17 protein-coding genes are annotated in these 24,633 nt (G+C 55.7%); 6 read left to right on the top strand and 11 right to left on the bottom strand.

The genetic code is table 11. The annotated features are described in order from the left end of the window. Positions 1-18: 18 nt before the first annotated feature. Positions 19-1,461 (bottom strand): LutB/LldF family L-lactate oxidation iron-sulfur protein, encoded by a 1,443-nt coding sequence (locus HYN24_RS03155; protein ID WP_117607920.1) that lies wholly within the window; start codon positions 1,459-1,461, stop codon positions 19-21. Then, positions 1,461-2,192, bottom strand: coding sequence for a (Fe-S)-binding protein (locus HYN24_RS03150; RefSeq protein ID WP_117607919.1), 732 nt, complete (start codon positions 2,190-2,192; stop codon positions 1,461-1,463). The genes HYN24_RS03155 and HYN24_RS03150 overlap by 1 nt, the downstream gene beginning before the upstream one ends. 64 nt (positions 2,193-2,256) lie before the next feature. On the opposite strand from HYN24_RS03150, the gene HYN24_RS03145 reads away from it, so the two are divergent. Further along, complete coding sequence (locus HYN24_RS03145) at positions 2,257-3,051, top strand: IclR family transcriptional regulator (RefSeq protein WP_117607918.1); 795 nt, start codon at positions 2,257-2,259, stop codon at positions 3,049-3,051. Between the two features lie 39 nt (positions 3,052-3,090). Here HYN24_RS03145 and pbpG read toward each other — a convergent pair whose 3' ends face one another. Together pbpG and HYN24_RS03135 are read right to left on the bottom strand one after the other, a co-directional pair. Next, on the bottom strand, positions 3,091-4,176 hold the full coding sequence (gene pbpG / locus HYN24_RS03140; protein WP_117607917.1) for a D-alanyl-D-alanine endopeptidase: 1,086 nt from the start codon (positions 4,174-4,176) through the stop codon (positions 3,091-3,093). Between the two features lie 104 nt (positions 4,177-4,280). Further along, positions 4,281-6,560: an NADP-dependent malic enzyme gene (locus tag HYN24_RS03135; protein ID WP_117607916.1), complete on the bottom strand. Its 2,280-nt coding sequence runs from the start codon at positions 6,558-6,560 to the stop codon at positions 4,281-4,283. Between the two features lie 245 nt (positions 6,561-6,805). Here HYN24_RS03135 and HYN24_RS03130 point away from each other — a divergent pair, with 245 nt between their 5' ends. Both HYN24_RS03130 and HYN24_RS03125 read left to right on the top strand, forming a co-directional pair. After that, positions 6,806-8,650, top strand: a complete 1,845-nt coding sequence (locus tag HYN24_RS03130; protein ID WP_117607915.1) for a phosphoenolpyruvate carboxykinase (GTP) — start codon at positions 6,806-6,808, stop codon at positions 8,648-8,650. A 64-nt stretch (positions 8,651-8,714) separates the two neighbouring features. Continuing rightward, positions 8,715-9,875, top strand: a complete 1,161-nt coding sequence (locus tag HYN24_RS03125) for a pyridoxal phosphate-dependent aminotransferase (protein ID WP_117610181.1) — start codon at positions 8,715-8,717, stop codon at positions 9,873-9,875. Here HYN24_RS03125 and ampD read toward each other — a convergent pair. Genes ampD through HYN24_RS03105 form a run of 4 tightly spaced genes read right to left on the bottom strand, consistent with a single transcriptional unit; the run spans position 9,852 to position 13,571 of the window. Continuing rightward, positions 9,852-10,418 (bottom strand): 1,6-anhydro-N-acetylmuramyl-L-alanine amidase AmpD, encoded by a 567-nt coding sequence (gene ampD / locus HYN24_RS03120; RefSeq protein WP_117607914.1) that lies wholly within the window; start codon positions 10,416-10,418, stop codon positions 9,852-9,854. The two genes, HYN24_RS03125 and ampD, sit on opposite strands and share 24 nt — an antisense overlap. After that, complete coding sequence (locus tag HYN24_RS03115) at positions 10,418-11,773, bottom strand: sigma-54 dependent transcriptional regulator (RefSeq protein ID WP_117607913.1); 1,356 nt, start codon at positions 11,771-11,773, stop codon at positions 10,418-10,420. The genes ampD and HYN24_RS03115 overlap by 1 nt, the downstream gene beginning before the upstream one ends. Further along, positions 11,731-13,341: a PAS domain-containing sensor histidine kinase gene (locus tag HYN24_RS03110; RefSeq protein WP_117607912.1), complete on the bottom strand. Its 1,611-nt coding sequence runs from the start codon at positions 13,339-13,341 to the stop codon at positions 11,731-11,733. Before HYN24_RS03110 ends, HYN24_RS03115 begins: the two co-directional genes overlap by 43 nt. Further along, positions 13,341-13,571 (bottom strand): PP0621 family protein, encoded by a 231-nt coding sequence (locus HYN24_RS03105; RefSeq protein WP_117607911.1) that lies wholly within the window; start codon positions 13,569-13,571, stop codon positions 13,341-13,343. Before HYN24_RS03105 ends, HYN24_RS03110 begins: the two co-directional genes overlap by 1 nt. An 822-nt stretch (positions 13,572-14,393) precedes the next feature. Between HYN24_RS03105 and HYN24_RS03100 the strand changes: the two genes are divergently transcribed. From HYN24_RS03100 to HYN24_RS03090, 3 genes are read left to right on the top strand one after another with little or no spacing between them, the layout of a single operon-like run. Further along, positions 14,394-16,499 carry a hypothetical protein gene (locus HYN24_RS03100; protein ID WP_117607910.1) on the top strand — a complete coding sequence of 702 codons (2,106 nt, stop codon included), beginning with the start codon at positions 14,394-14,396 and terminating at the stop codon, positions 16,497-16,499. Positions 16,500-16,511: 12 nt separating this feature from the next. Next, positions 16,512-19,262 carry a hypothetical protein gene (locus HYN24_RS03095; protein WP_117607909.1) on the top strand — a complete coding sequence of 917 codons (2,751 nt, stop codon included), beginning with the start codon at positions 16,512-16,514 and terminating at the stop codon, positions 19,260-19,262. Continuing rightward, on the top strand, positions 19,255-20,169 hold the full coding sequence (locus HYN24_RS03090) for a hypothetical protein (RefSeq protein WP_117607908.1): 915 nt from the start codon (positions 19,255-19,257) through the stop codon (positions 20,167-20,169). Before HYN24_RS03095 ends, HYN24_RS03090 begins: the two co-directional genes overlap by 8 nt. Positions 20,170-20,273: 104 nt before the next feature. Here HYN24_RS03090 and HYN24_RS03085 read toward each other — a convergent pair. From HYN24_RS03085 to HYN24_RS03075, 3 genes are all read right to left on the bottom strand, one after another. After that, positions 20,274-21,394, bottom strand: a protein-coding gene (locus HYN24_RS03085; protein WP_371413211.1) for an IS3 family transposase whose coding sequence is annotated in 2 segments (ribosomal slippage) — positions 20,274-21,134 and positions 21,137-21,394 — 1,119 coding nt in all. Because the reading frame shifts where the segments join, the coding sequence is not laid out codon by codon here. A gap of 453 nt (positions 21,395-21,847) precedes the next feature. After that, a complete protein-coding gene (locus HYN24_RS03080; RefSeq protein WP_117607907.1) occupies positions 21,848-22,585 on the bottom strand; it encodes a ZIP family metal transporter in 738 nt (245 codons plus the stop codon). Between the two features lie 52 nt (positions 22,586-22,637). Then, a complete protein-coding gene (locus HYN24_RS03075) occupies positions 22,638-24,164 on the bottom strand; it encodes an AMP-binding protein (protein ID WP_117607906.1) in 1,527 nt (508 codons plus the stop codon). Between the last annotated feature and the right edge of the window lie 469 nt (positions 24,165-24,633).

Here is a 24,633-nt window from a genome sequence, read left to right as displayed (position 1 = left end):
CAGGAGAAAATTCCATGTTCAGGGTTTCTTTCGTGCTGAGTAAAGTTCGTGAAATGTCCGGCCGGAGGATACCGGAAGGTCGCGCCCCTCGGTCCAGGCCGGGGCCAGTCCGAAAATTCGAATACGGCCTTTGCCGCCAGCCAGCCAGTTGAGATAACGCACCGCTCGCCGGGTGCACCAGCGATAGAGAGCCGGATGTCCGGCCAGCCAGGCCCAGGCCTTGAGGGCCAGGCGCTCGGACCACGGGCGGAGGCCACGCTCTTGCTGTGCCTCGCGCAGCCGGTGCATCAGCGTCGGCAAGGGAATATCGACCGGGCAGACGCTGCCGCACTGATTGCAGCCGGTCGACGCATGCGGCAGATCAAGGGCATTTTCGATCCCGGTGTACAGCGGCGTCAGCACCGACCCCATCGGTCCCGGATACACCCATCCGTAGGCGTGCCCGCCGAGCGAGAAATAGACCGGACAATGATTCATGCAGGCGCCACAGCGGATGCAACGCAGCATGTCCTGATAGTCGGAGCCGAGCAGATTGGCACGGCCATTGTCGACAAGTATGAAAATCGTTTTTTCGGGGCCGTCGTGGTCGCCTTGCCGCTTCGTCCCGGTCAGCAAAGAGACGTAATTGGATATCGATTGCCCGGTCGCCGAACGCGGCAACAGGCGCATCAGGGTGGCGAAATCATCGAGCGTCGGGATGATTTTTTCGATACCGGTAATCACCACATGGATTTTCGGCAGCGTCGTCACCATGCGGCCGTTGCCTTCGTTGGTGACAAGCGCCGCACTGCCCGTTTCAGCAATCAGGAAGTTGGCCCCGGAAATACCCATGTCTGCGCTCAGAAAATGCTGCCGCAGCACCGCTCTCGCCTCTTGTGTCATGGCCGGGATGTCGGCCGAAGTCCGCGCCTCCTCCGGACGCCCGTGCGCCTTGGCGAACAGCGTCTCGATCTCGTTAATGTTCTTGTGTACGGCCGGCGCGATGATATGCGAAGGCGCTTCTCCGGCCAACTGGACGATGTATTCGCCAAGATCGGTCTCGACTGGCCGGATACCGGCCGCCGCCAGGGCCTGGTTAAGCTGCGCCTCTTCGGAGAGCATGGACTTCGACTTGACGGCCTTGCTCACGCCATGCCGGCGGGCGATATCGACCACCAGCTGACTGACCTCGGCACCATCGCGGGCCCACAGCACTTTCGCTCCGCTCGCCGTAGCCCGCTCCTCGAAGATATCCAGCCAGACATCGAGATCGTCGAGCGTCCGGTTCCGGATGCTTTTCGCCGCAGCGCGCAACCCTTCAAAATCAAGACCGTCCTCAGCCAGCGAGGCGACCCCCTTGGCCCGCTTGCCGACGAACAGCGGCTTGGCCTTTTGCAAGGCGCGTTGCAGGACAGCGTTCCTGACCTTTTCGCCGGCCCTTGCCTGGAAATACATGGCCTGCGAATGCTTGGTGGTCACCATCAGGAGTCGCCCCCACCCGCCAGCACCTCGGCAATGTGCAAGACCCGCGTCACTTCATCGCCGCGCCGGCGCAAACGCCCTTCGATATTGATCAGGCAACCCAGATCGCCACCCAGCACTGCATCAGCGCCGGCATCGGCAATCGAGGCACATTTGCGGTCGACGATCTGCGTCGAGATGTCGGCGAATTTCACCGAGAAGGCACCACCAAAACCGCAACACTCCTCGCAGTCAGGCATTTCCTTCACGCTCAGGCCACGCACCTTGAGGAGCAATTGGCGAGGTTGCTGCTTGATGCCCAGTCCGCGTAGCCCCTTGCAGGAATCATGGTAAGTGACGGTCCCGTGAAACTCGCCCGGCACCACATCTGTCTTGATGACTTCAGCAAGAAAGGTCGTCAGTTCGTAAGTTCGCTCGGCCAGCAAACGGGCCCGAGCCTCCCATGCAGGATCACCCGCAAGCAGTTGGGGATAAACGTTTCGTACCTGATCGGTGCATGAACCGGACGGAATGACGACATAGTCGTAGCCCTCCAGTTCAGCTATTGCCTTCTTGGCCAGATCCGTAGCCAGCGGACGATTCCCTGCACTCCACGCCGGTTGGCCGCAGCAGGTCTGGCCTTCCGGGACGATCACCTCGGCACCACTCGCCTCAAGCAGGCGCAATGTGGCAAAGCCGACCGAGGGACGCATCAGGTCAACCAGACAGGTGACGTAGAGAGCTAAGCGCATGCTAATATTGCGGCGCACAAGAAAATGAAGTGGCTAATGCTACTCAAACCGCACCAATAAAGGAATCCAGTTGTCAGAAGCTGCCAGCGGGCCGGCCAAAACGCCAGGCACCATCCAGGTCATCGAGCGCATGATGTCGCTGCTCGACGCCCTTGCTGCGTCTCCCGATTCGGCAAGCCTCAAGCAACTGGCCCAGGCTACCGACCTGCATCCTTCGACCGCGCACCGCATTCTGGCCGCCATGAGCGCTGCCCGCTTTGTCGAGCGTCAGGATGCCGGCACTTACCGTCTCGGTATTCGTCTGCTTGAGTTGGGCGGCATCGTCAAATCCCGCATCAACATGCGTGAAGTCGCCCTGCCCTTCATGCAGGAACTTCACGAAAAAATCGGTGAAGCGATCAATCTCGGCGCCCGCCATGAAGACGAAATTGTCTATCTCGAACGCACCTCGTCGGGCCGCGCCCTCGTCCGCGTGGTCTACCTCGTCGGCGGTAGAGCACCGCTGCACCTGACCTCGCTCGGCAAACTATTCCTCGCCGCCGAGACGGCACAAAAGGTCCGTGATTACGCCAAACGTACCGGCCTGCCGGGCAAGACACCGCATTCACTGACCAGTCTCGTCGCCCTTGAAAAGGAACTCGACAAGGTCCGTCGTCACGGCGTGGCCTATGACGACGAAGAAGCCGAACTGGGTCTCAAATGTGTGGCCGCCCCCATCCATGATGATGAAGGCAATGTCGTCGCGGCACTATCTGTCTCTGCCCCGGCTGACCGCCACGATCCCGACTGGGCTCGTCAGGTCCGACAGACCGCCGACGCCGTCTCGAAAACCCTCGGTTACACCGGCAGCAAAAAATAAAGGCCTCACACGGCGGCCTTGGTGATGGCAGTCAGATGATCAGACCCGACGGCGCTCGGTGACCAGACTGGCACTTTCCATCCAGCGCTTGATCCGGTTGGCATCACCGACGCGAGTCATCTTGCCCTGCGAATCAAGCAGTACGATGACGACCGGCTTGTCAGCCACCCTGGCCTGCATGACCAGGCAACGACCCGCCTCGGAAATATAGCCGGTCTTCGACACGCCGATCTCCCAGGTATCACTGCGCACCAGTGCGTTGGTGTTGTGGAAGTCGCGAATACGCCCGTTCAATTCGACCTTGGCCTCGGCCGTTGTCGAATAGCTGCGGATTTCCGGATAGCGGGCCGCCGCGGCAACCATGCGGGCCAGATCGTGGGCCGTCGACACGTTGTTGCTCGACAGGCCGGTTGGCTCTTCAAAACGGCTGTTGTACATACCGAGCGACTGGGCCTTCTTGTTCATGGCCTGGACAAAGGCCGGCATGCCACCCGGATAGTGTCGTCCCAGCGCGTGAGCCGCCCGGTTTTCCGAAGACATCAGCGCCAGCAGCATGGCCGCCTCGCGGGTCATCGTGGTCCCGACCGGCAAACGTGAGCGCGTGCCCTTGAGGCCATCGACATCCTCGTCACCAATTGAAATAACTTCCTGCAGATCAGGCTTGGCATCGAGTACCACCATCGCCGTCATCAATTTGGAGATCGAAGCAATCGGCACGACCATATCGGGATGCTTCTCGAGCATGACCTGTCCATTGCTTTGATCGATCACCAGCGCCGATGCCGAATAGAGCGCCAAGCGACTTGGGTCCATATCGGCGAGCGCGGCATGCCGGATGTGCTTTTTGGATACGCCATGGGCCAGCTGGGTTTTCGACCCGGTGGCGGCCATCGTCTTGCCCGAAGCCGACTTGCCGGCCACTTTGCGGGGCGCCTTGGTGCTTGCCGCATGGCCATGAGAAGACTTCTTGCCCGCCGATTTGGCGTGCCCGTGCGGCTTCTTGACCGGATCTTTTTTGGCCGACTGCTGCTCCGACTTGCCAACGGCTGCCGCCGACAGCGGCGACTGGGTCCCAAGGCCCAACATGGCAACGACCAGCAAGGCCGCCCTAAGTTTATGCTTCATTCACAACCTCCTGCCAACATCGGTCGAATTTTACCTTAGTTTAGCAGGGGGTCGCGAAATAACAATAAAAATAGATAGATACAACAACAACTTAAAGAAAGTAATTATCCGGCATCAACGACTGTCAACGCTGTCATATTGACGATCCGCCGCACTGTCGCCGTCGGCGTCAGAATATTGACCGGCTTGGCGGCGCCGAGGAGGATGGGGCCAATGGTCAGATTGTCACCAGCCGCCACTTTCAGCAGATTGAAGGAGATGTTTGCCGCATCAAGCGTCGGCATGATCAGCAGGTTGGCCTGACCCTTGAGACGCGAGTTGGGGAAGGCGCTGAGGCGGATGCGTTCATCCAGCGCCGCATCACCGTGCATCTCACCTTCAACTTCGAGATCCGGGGCACGCTGGTTAAGGATAGCCAGCACTTCGCGCATCTTGAGGGCGGTCGGCGTATTTTCCGTACCGAAAGTCGAGTGCGAAAGCAGCGCCACCTTGGGCTGGATGCCGAAGTTGCGGATTTCCTGGGCGGCCAGCAGGGTCATGTCGGCCAGTTGCTCGGCACTCGGGTCGTAATTGACATAGGTGTCGCCAATGAACACCGTGCGACCAGGCAACATCAGGAGATTCATGGCATAGCACCGATCGACGCCCGCCTGGTTGCCGATGACGCTCTCGACATAATGGCGGTGCGTTTCATGACGACCGAAGGTGCCGCAAATAAGGCCGTCGGCGTAACCGAGATGCACCATCAGCGAGCCGTAGAGCGTGGCACGGCGGCGAATTTCCCGGCGGGCAAATTCGGGCGAAACCCCCTTGCGCTCCATCAGGCGATGATAGGTCGTCGCGAACTCGTCGAAGTGCTGGTCAAAAAATTCGCAGTTATCCGCATGAATGACCTCAAAGTCTTCGCCTTCGCGGATACGCAGGCCGGCGATTTCAATGCGGCGATTGATTTCACTGGGCCGACCAATCAGGACGGGCCGTGCGATGCCTTCATCACGAATCACCTGGATAGCGCGCAGCACCCGCTCATCTTCGCCCTCCGAGAAGACAATGCGCTTGGGCGCCATCTTGGCCTGCGAGAAGACCGGCTTCATGATCATGCCGGAGTGGTACACAAATTCGTTCAGACCCTGGATGTAGGCATCCCAGTCCTTGATCGGTCGCGTCGCCACACCGGAATCCATGCCCGCCTTGGCAACAGCCGGCGCAATCTTGACAATCAGGCGCGGATCAAAGGGGTTCGGGATCAGGTATTCAGGACCGAAGCTGGCCACCTTTTCGCCATAGGCGCGGGCCGCGACTTCGGATTGCTCGGCGCGCGCCAGCTCGGCGATGGCCTTGACCGCCGCCATCTTCATCTCTTCAGTAATCGTCGTCGCGCCGACATCAAGCGCACCACGGAAAATAAAGGGGAAGCACAGCACGTTATTGACCTGGTTCGGGTAATCCGAGCGGCCGGTGCAGATAATGGCGTCGTTACGGACACTCTTGACCAATTCCGGCGTAATTTCCGGGGTCGGGTTGGCCAGCGCCATAATTAGGGGATTGGCTGCCATCTTGGCGACCATTTGCGGCTTCAGGACCCCACCAGCCGACAGGCCGAGGAAGACATCAGCATCGGCGATCACCTCGCCAAGCGTCCGGGCATCAGTCACCTTGGCATAACGCGCCTTGATTTCGTCCATCTCTTCGATGCGGCCTTCGTAGACCAGACCCTTGATGTCGGTCACCCAGATATTGGCGGGAGGGGCGCCCAGCATGACCAGCAGGTCGAGGCAGGCGAGCGCGGCGGCACCGGCGCCTGAAGTGACGATTTTGACCTTGGACAGATCCTTGCCGATCAGGTGCAGGCCATTCAGGATGGCGGCCCCGACGACGATGGCTGTACCGTGCTGATCGTCGTGAAAAACGGGAATCTTCATGCGCTCGCGCAGCTTCTTCTCGATGTAGAAGCACTCGGGCGCCTTGATGTCTTCAAGATTGATACCACCGAAAGTTGGTTCCAGTGAAGCGATGGTGTCGATCAGCTTGTCCGGATCGCGCTCCTCGATTTCGATGTCGAAAACATCAATGTTGGCGAACTTCTTGAACAGCACACCCTTGCCTTCCATCACCGGCTTGGCGGCAAGCGGGCCGATGGCACCAAGGCCGAGGACGGCCGTGCCGTTGGTGATGACACCAACCAGATTGGCACGCGATGTCAGCGTACTGGCTTCACGCGGATCGGCGACGATTTCCTCGCAGGCATAAGCCACACCCGGCGAGTAGGCCATCGACAGATCGTACTGATTGGTCAGTTGCTTGATCGGGGTTACCGAGATCTTGCCCGGCTTCGGCTCGCGGTGATAGTAGAGCGCTGCTTCACGTAATTGTCGAGAATCCATGCCTGCCTCCGTTTTATATCGTGAAATTCAATTTCGAATCGCGAAACATAATACCACGCCTTTTCAGCACTTTCACCCCGTGGAAATCACTTAGACTGCAAAGTCAAGTGGATGTTTACCCTAGTTTGGTGCATAATTACGGGCTTCCCAGCCGACGGCTTCAGCGCCGCTCGAAGTCTTGGCAGCAGCTCCCGGCGACTGGCGTGAAAACTAGCTATTTCAGTAACTTAGAGAGAGACACCGCCATGACCGCACCGCTGAATGCACCTGACTACGTCAAACACGAAGGCCTCAAGAAATGGGTCGCCGAGATTGCCGCCCTGACCCAGCCGGATCGTATCCATTGGGCCGACGGGTCGCAGGAAGAGTATGACCGCCTGTGCGCCGAAATGGTAGAGGCCGGCACGCTGATCAAGCTCAACGAAGCCAAGCGCCCGAACTCCTTCCTGGCCTTCTCTGACCCTTCCGACGTGGCCCGTGTCGAAGACCGCACCTATATCTGCTCCGAGAACAAGGAAGACGCCGGCCCGACCAATAACTGGGAAGCCCCGGCCAAGATGCGCGAGACCATGAACAGCGTCTTCAAGGGCTGCATGAAGGGTCGTACGATGTACGTCATTCCCTTCTCGATGGGTCCGCTCGGCTCGCCGATCGCCCACATCGGCTTTGAAATCACCGACTCCGCCTACGTCGTCGTCAATATGCGCACGATGACCCGCATGGGCAAGAAGGTCTTTGACGTGCTCGGCACCGATGGCGAATACGTGCCCTGCGTGCACACTGTGGGCGCCCCGCTTGAACCGGGCCAGCAGGATGCCAAGTGGCCGTGCAACCCGACCGTCAAGTACATCGTGCACTACCCGGAAACCCGGGAAATCTGGTCCTACGGTTCCGGCTACGGCGGCAACGCCCTGCTCGGCAAGAAGTGTTTCGCCCTGCGCATCGCTTCCAACATGGCCCGCGACCAGGGTTGGCTGGCCGAACACATGCTTATCCTCGGCGTCGAGTCGCCGGAAGGTGAAAAGTCCTACGTCGCCGCCGCCTTCCCGTCGGCTTGCGGCAAGACCAACTTCGCCATGCTGATCCCGCCGAAGACCCTGGACGGCTGGAAGATCACCACCATTGGTGACGACATCGCCTGGATCAAGCCGCGCGTCGACAAGGATGGCGTCACCCGCTTCTACGCCATCAATCCGGAAGCCGGTTTCTTCGGCGTCGCCCCGGGCACCAGCGAGAAGACCAACTTCAACGCCCTGGCCACGCTCAAGGAAAACATCATCTTCACCAACGTCGCGCTGACCGACGACGGCGATGTGTGGTGGGAAGGCCTGACCAAGCAGGCGCCGGATCACCTGATCGACTGGCAAGGCAACGACTGGACGCCGGAAGACGGCAAGGCCGGCAAGAAGGCCGCCCACGCCAATTCGCGCTTCACCGCCCCGGCCAGCCAGTGCCCGTCGGTTGACGCCGCCTGGGAAGACCCGGCCGGCGTGCCGATTTCCGCCTTCATCTTCGGCGGCCGTCGCGCCACCACCGTGCCGCTCGTCTACCAGGCTTTCAACTGGAACTACGGCGTCTACATGGCCGCCACGCTGGGCTCCGAGACCACCGCTGCCGCCTTCGGCCAGCAAGGTGTGGTGCGCCGCGACCCGTTCGCCATGCTGCCCTTCTGCGGCTACCACATGGGTGACTACTTCAACCATTGGCTGAAGATGGGCAAGACCGTCGATGCGACGCCGAAGATCTTCTGCGTGAACTGGTTCCGCATGAACGAAAAGGGCGAATTCATGTGGCCGGGCTTCGGCGACAACATGCGCGTCCTCAAGTGGATCGTTCAGCGTTGCAAGGGCACCGTCGGCGCCAAGGAAACCACGCTGGGCTGGATGCCGAAGTTCGAAGACATCGACTGGACCGGCCTCGACATTAACAAGGCCGATTTCGAAGCCCTCAGCACCATCGATCCGGATGCCTGGAAGTCTGAACTGGCCGGCCACAAGGAGTGGTTCGACAAGATGGGCGAAAAGATGCCGCGCGAACTCGTGCTCAAGCGCGAACTGTTCGAAATGGGCATTTTCAAGGACGCTGCCTGATCTTCATCAGCCTGCGATAATCAAACGGCCGCCTCCGGGTGGCCGTTTTGTTTTGGAGAAGCGCATGTATCATCCCGCCGCCCGCCTTGCCGAGATCGAACCCTTCCACGTCGTCGAACTGCTGACCCGCGCCCGCCAACTCGAAGCCGAAGGACGCGACATCATTCACATGGAAGTCGGCGAACCCGATTTCCCGACCCCCGAGCCAATCGCCAGGGCAGCCGTCGAGGCGATACAAAGCGACAAAACAAAATACACCGAGGCTCTCGGCCTGCCGGCCTTGCGCCAGGCGATCAGCACCTTCTACAACGAGCGTTACGGGGTTAGCGTCGCGTCCAGCCGCATTGTCATCACCAATGGTGCTTCCGGCGCCCTTAACCTGGCCTTTGCCTGCCTCGCTGATCCCGGCCGCGAATGGCTGCTGACCGACCCCGGCTACCCATGCAACCGTCACATTCTGCGCACATATGACGGGCGACCGCAGAATATCCCGGTCGGACCTGAAACCAACTTCCAGCCAACCCCGGCCCTCCTTCGCCAGCACTGGATGGCGAATACCGCCGGTCTGCTGGTGGCATCGCCCGCCAACCCGACCGGGACATTATTGTCGCTCGCCGACATTGAGGGGCTGGCCACCGTCTGCCGGGAAAAAAATGGGCATTTTCTGGTCGACGAGATTTACCACGGCCTGACTTACGAAACCGATGCACCGACCGCCTGTGCTGCCGGCGACGATATCTGGGTGATCAACAGTTTTTCCAAGTATTTCCAGATGACAGGCTGGCGGCTGGGCTGGATGGTCGTTCCCGAAGCGTACGTACGCGATGTCGAGAAACTGGCCCAGAACCTCACGCTCTGCCCGTCGACGCCGGCCCAGTACGGAGCACTGGCGGCCTTCGCGCCCGACACCATCGCCCTGCTTGAGTCCCGGCGCGCCGAGTTTCGCCGCCGCCGTGATTTTCTCGCCCCGGCCCTGGAGCGCATCGGCTTTCGCATCACAGCCCGGCCAGAGGGTGCCTTCTACCTCTATTGCGATTGCTCTGCCTTGACTGGCGACAGCTTTGCACTGGCTGCCGACTTGCTGGAAAAAGCCGGCGTCGCGGCGACGCCTGGCCTTGATTTCGGCAGCAATCAACCAGAAAGACACATCCGCTTTGCGTATACGACCAGCGTCGACCGACTGGCCGAGGCGGCTGAACGCTTAGGCCGCTATTTCGGGCGGTAGATCGAGGTCAGAATAACGACCCCGCAGGGCTGGCCAGTCGAAAGCCGGCCCCGGATCGGTCTTGCGTCCGGGGGCAATGTGACAGTGGCCTGCGATAGTGGCTATCGGATAGCGCTGGCGCAGGGCGTCAATGAGCTGCCACAGCGCCTCGTATTGTGCGGCCGCATAAGGCTGGCTATCTGAGCCTTCGAGCTCTATTCCCACCGAGAAATCATTGCAGTTGTCACGTTCGCACCAGCAGGATTGCCCGGCATGCCAGGCCCGCTGGTCGCAGCCGACGAACTGGACAATCCGCCCATCGCGGCGGATGTAAAAATGGGCCGATACCTGCAATCCGGCAATGGTCGAAAAATAGGGATGCGCGCTGGCATCCAGACGATTGAGGAAAAAATCCTCGACCCAGTCACCCCCAAATTCATCCGGCGGCAAACTGATGTTGTGCACGACAATCAGGGATACTGCTTCGCCGGCCGGCCGCATGCCGAAGTTGGGCGAAGGCAGCCAGCGCACGCCAGCCAGCCAGCCATCAGGCTGCCAGTCCATCACTCGATACCCAGGCGCTCAAGCCGGTAGCGCATTGAGCGGAAGGTAACCCCGAGCAGGCGAGCCGCAGCGGTTCGATTTCCTTCGGATTTCTGCAAGGCTTCAAGAATAGCCAGACGTTCCAGGCGATTGAGGTATTCGTCCAGCGTTTCGCTGCCCCGTCCCTGATCCTCGCTACCCGACATCTCTTCCGGGCCGAGGTGCAGATCCTCGACTTCAATGAGGTCGCCGGAACAAAGGGCAGTCGCCCGTTCGAGAATATTTTCAAGTTCGCGGACGTTGCCGGGGAAGGAGTAGTACGCCAGCGCCTTGAGCGCTCCGGTCGACAGCTTGGGCGGCATATCACCGTACACTCGGCGCAGGATGACCTCGACCAAGGGCACGATATCCTCCATCCGCTCACGCAGCGGTGGCATGCGCAGTTCGATAACGTTGAGTCGGTAATACAAGTCCTGACGGAAGCTGCCTTTATCGACCAGGTCACGCAAATTTCGGTGCGTCGCGCAGATGATGCGGACATCGACCGGCTCCTCGGCCACACTCCCTACCTTGCGTACCCGCTTTTCCTGAATGGCCCGCAAAAGTTTGACTTGCATGGCGAGCGGCAGATCGGCCACCTCGTCGAGAAACAAGGTGCCACCATGCGCCGCCTGGAAAAATCCTTCGCGTTCGCTATCCGCACCGGTAAACGCCCCTTTGCGATAGCCAAAGAACTCACTTTCCATGAGATTTTCGGGAATCGCCCCGCAGTTGACGGGGACGAAGGTCCCCACCGCACGCGCACTGCGACCATGGATCAGGCGTGCGGCCAGTTCCTTGCCGCTGCCTGACTCTCCGGAAATATAGATGGGTGCCTGGCTGCGCGCCAGCTTTTCGATCATCGCCCGCACCTGCTGCATGCTCGGCGATTCGCCAATCAGTGCCTGCAACGACGGCTCGCCATCTGGCTCGCCACCGGGCAGGCGCAAAGCCGCCTTGACCAGGGTGCGCAACTGCTCGAGGCCAACCGGCTTGGCGAGATAATCAAAAGCACCGGCCTTGAGTGCAGCAACCGCGTTTTCGGCGCTACCGTAGGCGGTTATCACGGCGACCGGCGTCTGCGGATGAGACTCGGCAATGCAGCGAACGATCTCCAGCCCATCGCCATCGGGCAACCGCATATCCGTCAGACAGAGCTGGAATACATCGCTGGCCAGGGCGGCTCGTGCCTCCGCTACCGAGCCGACACACTCGGTCGCCAGGCCCATGCGGGCCAGGGTCAAATCGATCAGTTCGCGAATATCGGGCTCGTCGTCAATGACGAGGACCCGGCTCAGTTCGCCCCTTGGGCGCCGTTCGATTCTGCCACCAGACACTTGTCGTTTCTCCCTGCCACAATGAAATGCGCTCCACCTGCCGAAGAGACCAAGGCCAGGCTCGCCCCGTTGGTCGCGCACAATTCACGCGCAATGAATAAACCGAGGCCGGTACCATGCGTATGCGTCGTGAAAAATGGTTCAAATATCTGTTCGCGCACGGCTTCGGGAACCCCGGCACCGTCATCTATTACATGCAATTCTACCTGCCCTTCATGCGCCGCATGGCAGAGTTCGATACGGACCGCTCCCGGCCCCTGGCTTGAATGACGCAAGGCATTGCTGACCAGATTCCAGAGCACGCGATGCAGATGCGAACGATCAAAGCAAAGATTGAGGGGAACTGCCTCCAAAACGACCACATCGGGCGACAAACTTTCCGTCGCCACAAAGCGCTCGACGAAATCGGCGCAAAACTGGTCAAGCTGCAGTTGCTCCGGCTCGGCCACACTTTGGCGGCCGAGCTCCAGAATATCGACGACAATCCGGTCAAGGCGAATCACGTTCTCGTTAAGAATACGCAGCAGCCGATCCTGAATATCCCCCCGCCGCTCTTCTCGCAGTAGTTCGCCTGCATGGCCAATGGCCGACAAGGGATTGCGGATTTCATGGGCGATACTTGCCGTCAATCGCCCCAGCGACGCCAGCTTCAACTGCTGAGCCCGCTCCTTGATACGGCCAACATCGTCAAGAAATACCAAGACCTCGCCATCTGTACTCGCCGTACGTTCAAAACGCGCCTGCAAGTCACGGCCGTCGGCGCCGCAAAACTGCAAACCATCGTCACCCTGCCCCTCGTCCCATGCCTGCAGCGCCGTGGCCAGTGACGGGGCGGGTGCGATCAGGGCAACCCCACCCTCCGCATCAGGCAAGCCAAGCATCGCCCTGGCAACAGGATTGCTATGGCTGACCACCCCGCCCTTGGCAACGATCAGTACGCCATCCTGTACCCGCTCTACGACGCGCTGGCTGATCCTGATTTGGTTATCCAGCGCCTCGCCCCGTCGACGAGCCAGTTCCTCGTTGATCATCACCCGCTGTCCGAGCAAACGGGCCAGAACCGCAGTAGCAAAAAAGCCGGCGGAAATAAAACCCGCCTGAACGATCGATGCCTCGTCGAATCCGCTGGCGAAAATGCCATAAATCTGCGTCAGCAGAATCGCCAGGGTAGCCAGTGCCGCATAGAACAACACCAGCCGCCCACGCCCGACCAGACTGGCTGCCGCCAGCGACACCAGCAACAGCACACTCAAGCCACTGCCAACACCACCAGCCTGATACATGATCGAATTGACCACCAGCACATCGACCAGCATCTGGGCCGACAGTTGGCTGTTGAATCGATGCTGCCAGTACGTTGCCGAGAGTAGGCCGGCCACGGTTGCCAGAATATAGAAGCCGGTCACCCCGAAAATCAGGGGGGATGGCGACAGGTTCAAACGAGAGGTCCAGTCGTGGGGGAAAACCAGGGCAAGAAAAAGCAATACAGCAAGTACCAAACGGTACAGATTGAAGTACTGGAACGACCGCCAGTTGGCCTCCCAGGTCGATGAAAGCCAACGCGGCATCAGGGCGCCTTGGAACTGCCTGCGACGCGATGCGCTTCGCAGCAATAAAGCTGGCCACCACCGGCAAGGCCTTCGCTCTCGGGGAGATGGACACCACAATTCGCGCAAATCACCATCTTTTCAGACGGCGCCTCCGGCCGCTGCTGAGCATCTCGTCTCTCACCCACCTGACGCTTCGACCACACCCACCAGACCGCCGCAAGGAATGCCAACAAAAGCAGGTATTTCATGGAGAACCCCGAAAACAAAAAAGCCTGCAGAAAATCTGCAAGCTTCCATTTTTACCACACTTCGACAAACCCGAAAGCGCACCCAGAATTTATCTCCAAGCAATCGGGAGCAGTACAAAAACACCGACCACAAAAAGCAAAAAGCCACCCCGAAGGATGGCTAGGTGCTTTTTCTCTGCAGTGTTGTGGTCGGAGTGACAGGATTCGATTGCGTCCCGAAGCTTCAGAAATAGGTGTGTATATGCAGGTATTTAGTTTTGGGTTGAATGGCATCAATCGCGACAATTCGTTAATGTTCATACACTTAACATTCACGACCCAGATTGAAACTGTGACAACTATACAACGAACAACAACAAACAAATTCGATTCATGTCACACCTTCAACCCAAAAGCCCCCCTCGGCCTTGACTACTTCTTGCTGTTAGGCACTCGGAGTTGCATAAACGCAGTAGTCATGGCAGGATGACAACTAGCTTAAATAGTTTCAAGGCTTCGGCGACTCACTGCCGCTTAAAACAGCAACTTAGAGTTGCTGAGTAGGATTCAACTCCACTCCTAAAAATGGAGGCGGACCCAGTTTGGTTCGCGATACAGGTTATTTGCAAACTACCAAAGTTTGCTACCTCGGGACTAATTTGTCCACAATTTCCATTTAAAAAGCACCGCCCCGCAATAGGCCGTTCACCGACTTTTTGGGCATTTTCTCCGCTTAGCTAGCGCCGGCTGGCTCATCCCTTTTTTCGACTTCGTCGTTGAACGAGGTCTCGTCACGTCTATACCCGGCACCTGGATTTTTATCTTCCCATCAGGAGCATTTCCATGAGCATTTTTACCAATTACAGCAACACCATATCTCTTCCGATCGACCGACAAAAAGAAACCGAAAGAAATCTCAACTCAGAAATCATCGCAGTACGTGATTACCTTGCAGATGTCATCAGCGCCCCTGCCGACAAGCCGCTATTTGCTGAAGTAGTGGGTATCGCATCAAGCGCAATACAAATCTACGGCAAGACTCTGTTGTCACCGTCGCCGACGTTTATTGTTGTTGAAAAAAGTGTGGCCCAACTCGCAATCCATTTAAGCCAGAACGGGGACATTTCCCACAAAAAGGAAGAACTTGAGATCCCGATGTTCCGGCGTCTCCTTCCGTATCCAGGCTATTCGCTATGCGTGTCACTACATCAGGCCGCCACAGCGAATCTTTTACTGGAGCTTGAAGCAACGGGCCTTGCCATCGCATTGGCGCTTGCGACTGGAAAAAAGGTTGAAAAAGCTTTCGCCACTGCTATTCGTCGTTCTGTTGCACCAAAGTTGTTCGACGAAAAATGTAATGACGAAAAATCCCATTTGGCATGGGAAGGGATCTACCGCAAAAAGCGCGCTCTGGCTGCGGAGATCTTCGAAAACGGTAGCAATCCAAATCCAGAATCTAGCAACTGCGAGCGTCTATTTGATGTTCATGCTCGCTTCGAACTATCGCGCAAGATGCGGTATTCACCGCCTCGGCAGCGCCAAGCCGTCCTCGACCGCAGACACCAATCCGAGGCTCAGCTACTGGAATCAGCCAACGCACTGCTTAAGCGTGCTGAAGGCGGTGAGCAAACAGCGTTGCTGGAGCTCGTCGCATTCTCGTTGGGCCTAAGCTTGCGCACGTCGATATATATCCCATTGGCATCGATCGAAATTAGTGATGCTTGGATTATGGCGCTGGACATCGATGCGGGACTTATAAAAACCAATCTCGATCCGATAACCCCGAGCGCGGCTACACCAGAGACGAAAGCTTGCTGTTTCCGCCCTGCAAACAAAATTATCGTAAAGCCGATGCCAGCAGTTGTTGCCAATCTTCTAAGAAAACTTAAGCGCGAATATCCGGACGCATCAACACTCGCCGATTTACTACCTGATGCAAATACGTATGGCCGGCAACTAACCTTGCCCAACAGCGATGCTGCGCTGTCGCCATCGATAGCGAGAATGCTTTCGACAGCTGGCCCGTACTGCGTCAATCTTGGCATCGACCGGCTAACGGCGGCGATACTAGTTAACGACTATGCGCTGATTCCAGGGTCGAAACTTTACTACTGTCACGTGCAAAGGAACGAGACGTGGGCGGCAAGCAAAACTCTTTTTGCTGCCCTGGGATGGGGAGAACCAGTTTCATTTGAGCCTGGTTTGCCATTTGGATCTCGAATCGTACCCACGCGTGACGCACTTTACGACTGGCACACCTGGATGGTTTCGTCAGTTTTTGAGCTCAACCCAGGCCGTAATTCTTCAATCGAGCGCTTGATCGGTTTTCACAATGCATATGCACGACTTTGCGCCTCAATTGCAATCTTCTGTCTAGCTGGACGCGAAGTAAAAGAACTGAGGTTCAACACCCACAACCTGCTCCCAGAAGCCGATTTTTCGAGTTTCAACGATAAGTGGGTCGGCGCCTTTCCTGGTGAGACCAAAGTTCCAGTCAATTCAATCCTCAAGAAACAGTTGAAATACTGGTACGCCCACTGTGCCGCTTTGTATCGCCGCCTTCAAAAAAATCCTGTCGCTGAAAACCGCAAGCTAATCGTAGCACTAGAGGCATTTCACTCTGGCCGCTGCATGCCGCTGTTTTTTGAGATTGATGAAAACCAGGAATTTTCCCCGCTTGGCACCGCTGCATTGACAGGCTGGTGGCCGGATGAACTTCGTTTCAGCGGAGATCTGGGGCGTCATTTTTGGGAAACCGAATTGCGCGAAGCAGGTGTCTGGAGTTCGCGCATCGACCTACTTTTGCGGCACATCACGCACGGGGTCGAATCGCAATGTTCGACCTGCGGAGATCCACTGTCGCTTGCAGCTGCAGCAATCACTGGAGCCCAGGAAAAGCTTCTTACCCAACTCGGTATCGAGGCCTCCCCCGGCCTCGCTGTCAAATAAGGGGAAGTAAAAATGGCTATCAAATTGAGTCTGAAAAAAGGATCGTTGGATCCGAAAAACATCCTGCCAACGGTTTTCATTGACTCTGTTCGTCGCGTGCATTTTCGCTCTGCGCCGCTTGAGTCATACGCGGCGTATCGCTTCTCGAAAATCATTGATGCGACGCTCAAAGGCGAGATTTATTTTCCGAGTCAAGCATCACGAATTGGCTGGTCGCTAATCATCTTCGATGCAGTTGCCACGAAGCCAGATCTGGAAAATGCGATTGCAAACTTGGACTCCGTTTTCCGCTGGCGTGATCACGTCTGCCTCGATTGGCTCAATGCGGGCGGCTCACTTCAGCGGCGATACCTTAGCCCGTTCACTCAGGCAGCACTCGCCGCACCCAGAACTGAAAAAGTCACGACAAGCAAAGTGCTTGATGAGATAGCAATTGTGCTTACACAACTTTTTCCGGACTACGAAGGTGCCTACGATGTGCCCGTCCTATTATCCGATGCACTCGCATGGCTTCGTGAACATATCTCAGACCCTGTCTACGCCCACGTTTCAGGTCTAGTACCGATGACCTCTCTCCACAAAAGCGCATTGGCACGAGCGGAGTCGGGACTTGCCCTCGTCACGTTCACCGACGAGTCTCAAGAGGTCTATCACCACCAGGGTTTTCAAGTAGCTATCGCTGCCTATCTTGATCAAAACAATGACGACAGCGGCAGCTGGCTCGTCAGCGAAATTAAGCGTATTTGCCAGCGAAACAAGTCGGCGAGCAATTCAGACGACAAAAAACGGATGCTGAAAGAGTGCCTGGCTTTGGCATCTCACGCGTCCGAATCTGGCCCAATCAGTGGTCTGATCTTGGCGTGGGTCATTGATCTACTCGAATCAGGCACCCGCCGCAAACAGGTACTCAAAGCAATCACGCCGGCCAAGTATGTTTCTGCCGCTGCAAATTTGTTGCTAACAACGTTTAAAGGGAAAGTCCTCGAAGAAATCTCTGCATCGACCTACTTTACAACCTACAAAGGTCTGCTGGATGGATTGAGTTCGAGCAAAGCGCGCACACTCGCTTCTGCCATAGGCAGCTGGCATTTCTTTATCTCGACATGGTTTGATGTCGAGCCTCTCTGGACCTCACTGCACAAGTGGGTGCCGCCAGTACCCCCCAAGGCAAATATCGTTTGGCCACACGAAACTAAAACTGTTCGAACGTGGCTGGAAACGATAGGAAGCGACGAGCGTTCGCATGCTCAGCTTTCTGTTGCCTTTGAAATACTGTCCGGAATGCGAATTCGGGCAAACGAGCTGCTAACGCTACGCAAGCAGAACGTAAAAGTGATCAAGAATGTTGCGCACATCGAAATTGCCACCCACTCCAGGGATGGCGGAAACAAAAGCCCTGCGGCACAGCACCCTGGTGACATATTCGACCCTGTAGCTGTAAAGCTTATTGAAAATTGGCTGAAACGACGAACCGAGGAAGGCGCTTACCCTGGGGACTATTTTTTCGGCGATCCGTACCGGGCTGACAAGAAGTATCGGTCTGGGCACCTCTATATCAGCCTGAATCAATTGCTAAAATCGGCAACAGGGGATCCAACTATCGCATCACATGCGCTATCACATACCTTTGTATCGTTCAGTTGGTTGGCTGCAGCACGCGCACCTCAACATCTCGATATTAATCCATTTGAAGAACGAGCTGCCGCCACCGGGCATGAATCCCCCCATACAGGATTTTCGACGTATTTCCATTTTCCCGAAGTCCTTCTTCGGGAAGATTTGGACAAGGCGATCGCAGCTCAAATGGATCGATGGCCTAGCGTTGCACCCCACGTGGCGATGACTCACGCCGGATTCCGGCAGGCGCGATCTCGACAACGCCAGCGTAATTCGGGCCTGACAGACGGGGTGATTGCCCTTAATTTTGTTCAACGGGCAAACCCGACGCTACTCACCACAGAAGCAGCTCATGACTTTGATTTTATTGTTCCTGAAAGTCCACTACGCGCCAAGGCGAGTACGTCTCTAACGCTGTCCTGCGCGCTTGATCTACTGAACGATATCCAGGCGGGGCACTCTGCCAAGGCCATCGCACTTCGCAGCAACATTACAAGCGAAAGCGTATATTTGCTCGCCAATTGCGTCACGAGCACCCTTCAGAAAATTGGTGAAATCCCGCGGCAATGGGTTGCCTCCAGTAATGGCGACGCGCTCATAGCGCTATCAAAGATACTGAGCCCGACAACGTGCCGGTCCATTGATTTTCGCCGGACTGGGCAGGAAAAAGTGGCTTTCCTTTATGACCAACTGTCAAGAAATCTCGCGTCAGAAATCGCCAAAAGCGGGATTGCTTCGTGGCGTAGCTGCTACCAAAAGGGCTACCTGTCGCTTGAAAAACCAAGTTTGGCTGCCGATTTCATCCGGCTCTTAGATACGTCAGATTTTCCACGGTCTCGAATGGTTATTCGTGCCCAAGCTGACTTGAGCTTGTCGACAAAAGCAACCATCGAGGCAATTTTTCACACCGGCATAGCTGCCATGCCGAAGGGCGAACTCATCAAAAATCGCTATGGCCGTCCTTCCGCTTACCTAGCTCTGACATCAACCCCTTCAATGAACGGGGAAGAAAATTTGTTCCGAAACGCTGCACTCGGCATGACCGGCATCAATGCCCTGATGCTCGCTGCAAGCGCCTGCAACTTATTCAATGAACAAAAACAGTCTGCCAGCACTGGTAATGAAGGAAAGGAAAAAAATGACTGAACTGATTCGCGCATTTTCTATTCCTCTGTGTGCAGCAGATCCAGGACCGAGTGATGAGCAATTCGCCAAACGGGTGGTAGAGGCAGAAAAAATCGTGCAAGCGACAATGCCGTTTGCTACATCGCTAAATGAAAGCCAACTGATCAGAGGACTGGAGAGTAAAGATGGTTTTCTATGGAGGACATTTAGCCTCTCAGAAACACCACAGCTTTCACTCGATTTTGACACACAGCGAAAGAGGAATAAAAAAACGCCCTCGGTAGCTCACCGCATGCATAGCGAAATTGAGCAACTGAGAGAGGAAGCAGAACTAAGCATCATTCGCGTCGGAGACCTTGAGCGACTGGCCACCTCCCTTTCACACGCTGACACTGAACAGGCCAGACAGGCACTGGAGAACTTATCCGACCATGATCAGGCACTCTGGAAACTAGTTCACTCGAAGCAAGGCAAGCGTATTTCCATATCTTTCGAAGACCGAGAAATCGGTATCACGATGCCAATGTTCCAAGCATATGTTGCCGAAGACCATTTGCGGCACATTCGTTTTCAAGTCACCTCAGTGAACAAAAAATCAGCCAAAGTCACCGCTGTTCATCCCCTCGACGAAGAGAAAGCGGGGATAGCCAAGGGCAAAAAAAAGCCGAAGGGCGTTACGCAACTTAAGCGTGTCGGGAAGAAATCAAGCGACGATCCAGATAACTGGTTTTGCCTCTATGCAGCCGAATACCGCGATCACCCAGTAGAAGCAACCGTTCGTGTAGCACTAAACATGCAGGATCTTTCCCCAAGCCACCTTGAGCTGGTACGCATCGAAAATATTTCACAACTAGTTAGCCTTACGACAAGCCTTCACGCCAGACTAACAGCACCAAGCAGCGCCGTCACCGATCACGGGGGACATTAGAGGTCTAGTCACAAAGAGCGGGCAACGAATTTATTTCCAATGGATTGAGGTGCCCCCGGATTTAGTGCCAAGGGCGTTTTAGTAAAAGTCCTTGGTTTGCACTTCTAAAGACATCCTTTCCCGACAGGATCGTCGGGATCACTGGATCGGTGCTTGGCTGCAAACTCTGCGGGCGTCAGGTAATCCAGTGAGCTATGCGGCCGATGCTGGTTGTAGTCGCGGCGCCAAGCGGCAATCAGGATACGAGCCTGAGGCAAGCTCGTAAACCAATGGTCGTTCAGGCATTCATCCCGAAACCTGCCGTTGAAGCTCTCGATGAACGCATTCTGCGTCGGTTTGCCAGCCTGGATCAGCTTGAGCTGCACGCCGTGCTGGTAGGCCCATTGGTCCAACGCCTTGCCGGTGAATTCCGGTCCCTGATCGGTCCGGATCGCCTTGGGATAGCCCCTGAAACGCGCAGCCTGATCGAGCACCCGGGTCACGTAATGTCCCGATATTCCGAAATCGACAGCGAGATCGATGGCCTCCTTGCTGAAGTCATCGACGATGGTCAGCACCTTGATCCGGCGGCCATTGGCTAATGCGTCACTGACAAAATCCATCGACCAGACCTGGTTCGGTGAGGACGGCAATTCCAGCGCCTGCCGCTCGACGGCCACACCATGTCGCTTCTTGCGGCGCCGAACCGATAGGCCGGCATCGCTGTAGAGGCGATAGATACGCTTGTGATTGACCTGAACGCCCTCACGGCGAACCAAGGCATGCAGACGGCGATAGCCGAACCGGCGACGCTCGCTGGCTAGCTCAACCAGTCTTGCCTGCAATTGCTCATTCTCTGGCTGTGCCGTCGATTCGTAATGCAGGACCGTGCGCGACAAACCCACCAGCAGGCAGGCACGGCGCTCGGAAATCGTTGTCGATTCACGCATCACCATGACTGCCTCACGCTTTTGCTGGGGGCTCAGCGTTTTCGGCCTAAAGCAGCCTTGAGTGCCTCCGCATCGAGGATCGATTCGGCCAGCAGACGTTTAAGCCGACCGTTCTCGGCCTCTAATTCCTTCAGACGCTTGGCATCTGGAACCGACATGCCGCCGAACTTCGCTCGCCAGTTGTAGAACGATCCGTCACTGAAGCCATGTTGCCGACACAGTTCCTTGATCGGTATGCCGGCTTCTGCCTGCTGCAAAAAGCCGATGATCTGCTCTTCTGAAAACCGCTTCTTCAAGTCCATTCTCCTTCTCGAAAACGGACTTTACTAAATTCCCCGTGGCACTGTTTATGGGGGGCACCTCAGGATAATAACAATTTTACAAAAGCTGAGACTCGAGATGAATACTATAGCAATCCGAGATCTAAACGTTGGTTCCACAACAGAATCCATCGTATCCAGGGCCGCGCGTCAAATTTCTGAGATATCCAATGAGCGTCGCGACGAACTCATGAAACGACTTGGCCAACATCTATCAAAAGATGACTTAAATAATGCATGGAAACACTCAGCCCCAGGCAAAGCTGAAGCTGAATATCTCATTTTAAGAGAAGCACTAGCTTAGCCAACCCAATCTCCATGTCGCTTGGGATCGGACTCTAAAGTCCTCCCGCTACTCAGTTCCCGGAGGAATTGGCCGGTGCCCCCCGTCGGTCATGTAGCTGTTTTCAGAGAGGACTGTGGAGAGGGTTACTCAGCGAGCGTTGTTATGACATAGATAAATGTTGCGCCGAGGCCTGTCAGAAGGAGCAACCGTCCGGTAACACCTGCTCGATCCTTAGAATGGGCTTCGGGCAGGATATCCGACGTTCCTATATACAAAAGAAACCCAGCAAAAAAGCCCAAATAGCCAATCAACACATTCGAAGGCACCTGAAAAAACATCGTTGAAATCACCCCCAAAATAGGTGACGACGCGTCCAGAAAAAGCATTTTCAACGCACGCTTTCTGGTATTTCGATGAAGCAACATCAGGCTTACGGTATTGAGTCCATCACAAAAGTCATGGCTGATCACTGCAATAGCGACGACAACCCCGACGGAGGGGGATACCTGAAAAGCCAATCCGATTCCGACCCCATCAACAAAGCTATGTCCAACCAGTGCCAAGGCAGAGAGTACGCCTCGATGGGGGTGTTGATGGTAGGGATAATCAGACTCATGAACATGGTGAACCAGGGCATATTTCTCCAGCGCATGGAAAAACAGAAAGCCACCGAGCAGGGCAACCATTGCTCCGGTTGGCTCAATATTTTCCAACTGTGCCTGATGAAATATTTCCGGAAGTATTTCAAAGCAAATAACGCCTAACAATACCCCGGCAGCAAAGCTCAAAAGGTAATGCAACCTATCGCTGAATCTCAAGGCAACAAAGCCACCTGCCAATGTAGAGGCAAAGGCTCCAACACATAGCAAAAATGCGCTCATATTCTGTTCGGCGTGTAACTCGAGCTGCCCAACATTGATCTGGAGTAGTAATTCATCGCTCAGACTCCAAGGCGCGCCTGAGTTCAGTTTTTACGACCTTCCCATAGTTATTCTTAGGCAAGCACTCGAGAATCCTATACTCCTTGGGGCGCTTGAATCGCGCAATATGTTTTAGACATATCTCATCAAGGTCATCAAGATCAATCATTGCACCAGCCTCAGGGACAATGAAAGCGATAACCTCTTCGCCCCACTCATGGCTAGGGCGGCCAACCACGGAAACCTCTGCCACGCCGGGATGTAGCAGCAATATTTCCTCTACCTCCCTCGGATAGATATTCGAACCGCCGCTGATGATGATGTCTTTCGATCGATCCTTTAGTGTGAGAAAGCCATCTTGATCGAGCGCACCAACGTCCCCTGTATATAACCAACCGTCGCGCAGAGTATTCAGCGTTGCGGTCGGGTTCCCCCAGTATCCGCTCATCACCGTATCTCCGCGGACAATGATTTCACCGCTTTCTCCGGCAGGAAGAATCTGGCCACCGATATCGACAACGCGCACCTCTACCGCAGTCTGCGCAACGCCGACGGACCCCAGTCTCTCTAGATAACGTGGATGCCCTATGTTACCGATGTGAAATTTGGACAGGGCTGAAATTGTCATTGGTGTTTCGCCCTGCCCATAGATCTGTACAAAACGATTTCCTAATACATCAAGAGCTCGTCGGATGTCCTCAAGGTACATAGGGCCACCGCCGTACACCACAGTTTTTATGCCAGACGGATCGCTGCCATATCTGGCGCTATACTCTACAAGGCGCCTCACCATTGTAGGAGCTGCGAACATTGAGATATTTCGATACCTGTTAGCGAGATCGAATATTTCCTCCGGTAAAAACCCGGCGGATTCGGGAACCAAATGACGAGCCCCCACGATTACATGTGCAAAATTATATAGGCCAGCTCCATGAGACATTGGAGCTGCATATAGGATGCTATCTTCCTTCTGCGGCGTGTCGACATCGGTGAAATAACACATGCTCATTGTGAGAAGGTTGGCGTGAGTCAACATGACCCCCTTCGGTTTTCCTGTGGTTCCGGAGGTATAGAACAGCCATGCCAGATCACTTGGATCGTTCGATGCCACCGAGGCTTCGCCCCCTTGAAATAGCGCCAAATACTCTTTTGAATCAGTATCAATGACTTGCAGCAACTTGGTACTATTTGAAGTAAGAATCTGGTGATCCATCCCCGCTGTAATAAACAACAACGTAGAGCCGGAATCTTCAAGAATGAACTCCACCTCTTTCGGATGTAGCTTGTTGTTAATGGGAACTGCCGTTAGGCCTGCATGCCAGATTGCATAAAGAATTTCTAGGTAATGCGGGCTGTTCTGCATGAACAATGCGACTCTCTCACCGCGGCGTAACCCGAAATAGCCACGCAAACTACCGGATAAAGCCAAGACCCGGGCAGCAAGTTCTCGATAGTTATAGAGGTCTAACTCACCGCAAGCAATCGCGGGCCGATCGGGAAAAACCTTAGCCGTTCGGAAAAGTAAATTCGATAAATTCATGCATCCTCCATACAGGGAATTGCGCCTGGGAGAACCTATTGCAAAAACCATGCGCGACACTTCTTTCTATTCGCACAGGAAGATAAATCCTTAGATCGAAAACACCTCGAAATAAGGAAAAACATGGCCTTGCATCAATTTTCAGCCACGAAGCGAACATCAAATTCGAATAAATGGCGACCAATTCCATTCGCCCAGAATTCGGACACATCACCCGTCTTCCCGTACGACGATAGGACGCCCTTTCGGATACAAATCAGATACCAGATTCGCCCAACATATCTCGTTCGATCACTAAACAAATCAGATTCACGATGCTCGCGAACCAGGCAGAAATACGCTATCCAATTGTTTATAGGTGATTTTTTAAACGGCCGCCGAAAAAGGCTGGTCCATTAAACCAATCACGCTGCGCTGAACTCATCGAGATCACGCATGACTGGCATCCATGTTGCTCTATTGCCATGGA

This window comes from Dechloromonas sp. HYN0024 (genome assembly GCF_003441615.1).
Classification (GTDB): domain Bacteria; phylum Pseudomonadota; class Gammaproteobacteria; order Burkholderiales; family Rhodocyclaceae; genus Azonexus.
Note: the sequence above shows the minus strand (reverse complement) of the source record. Positions and strands in the feature narration are given on the sequence as shown.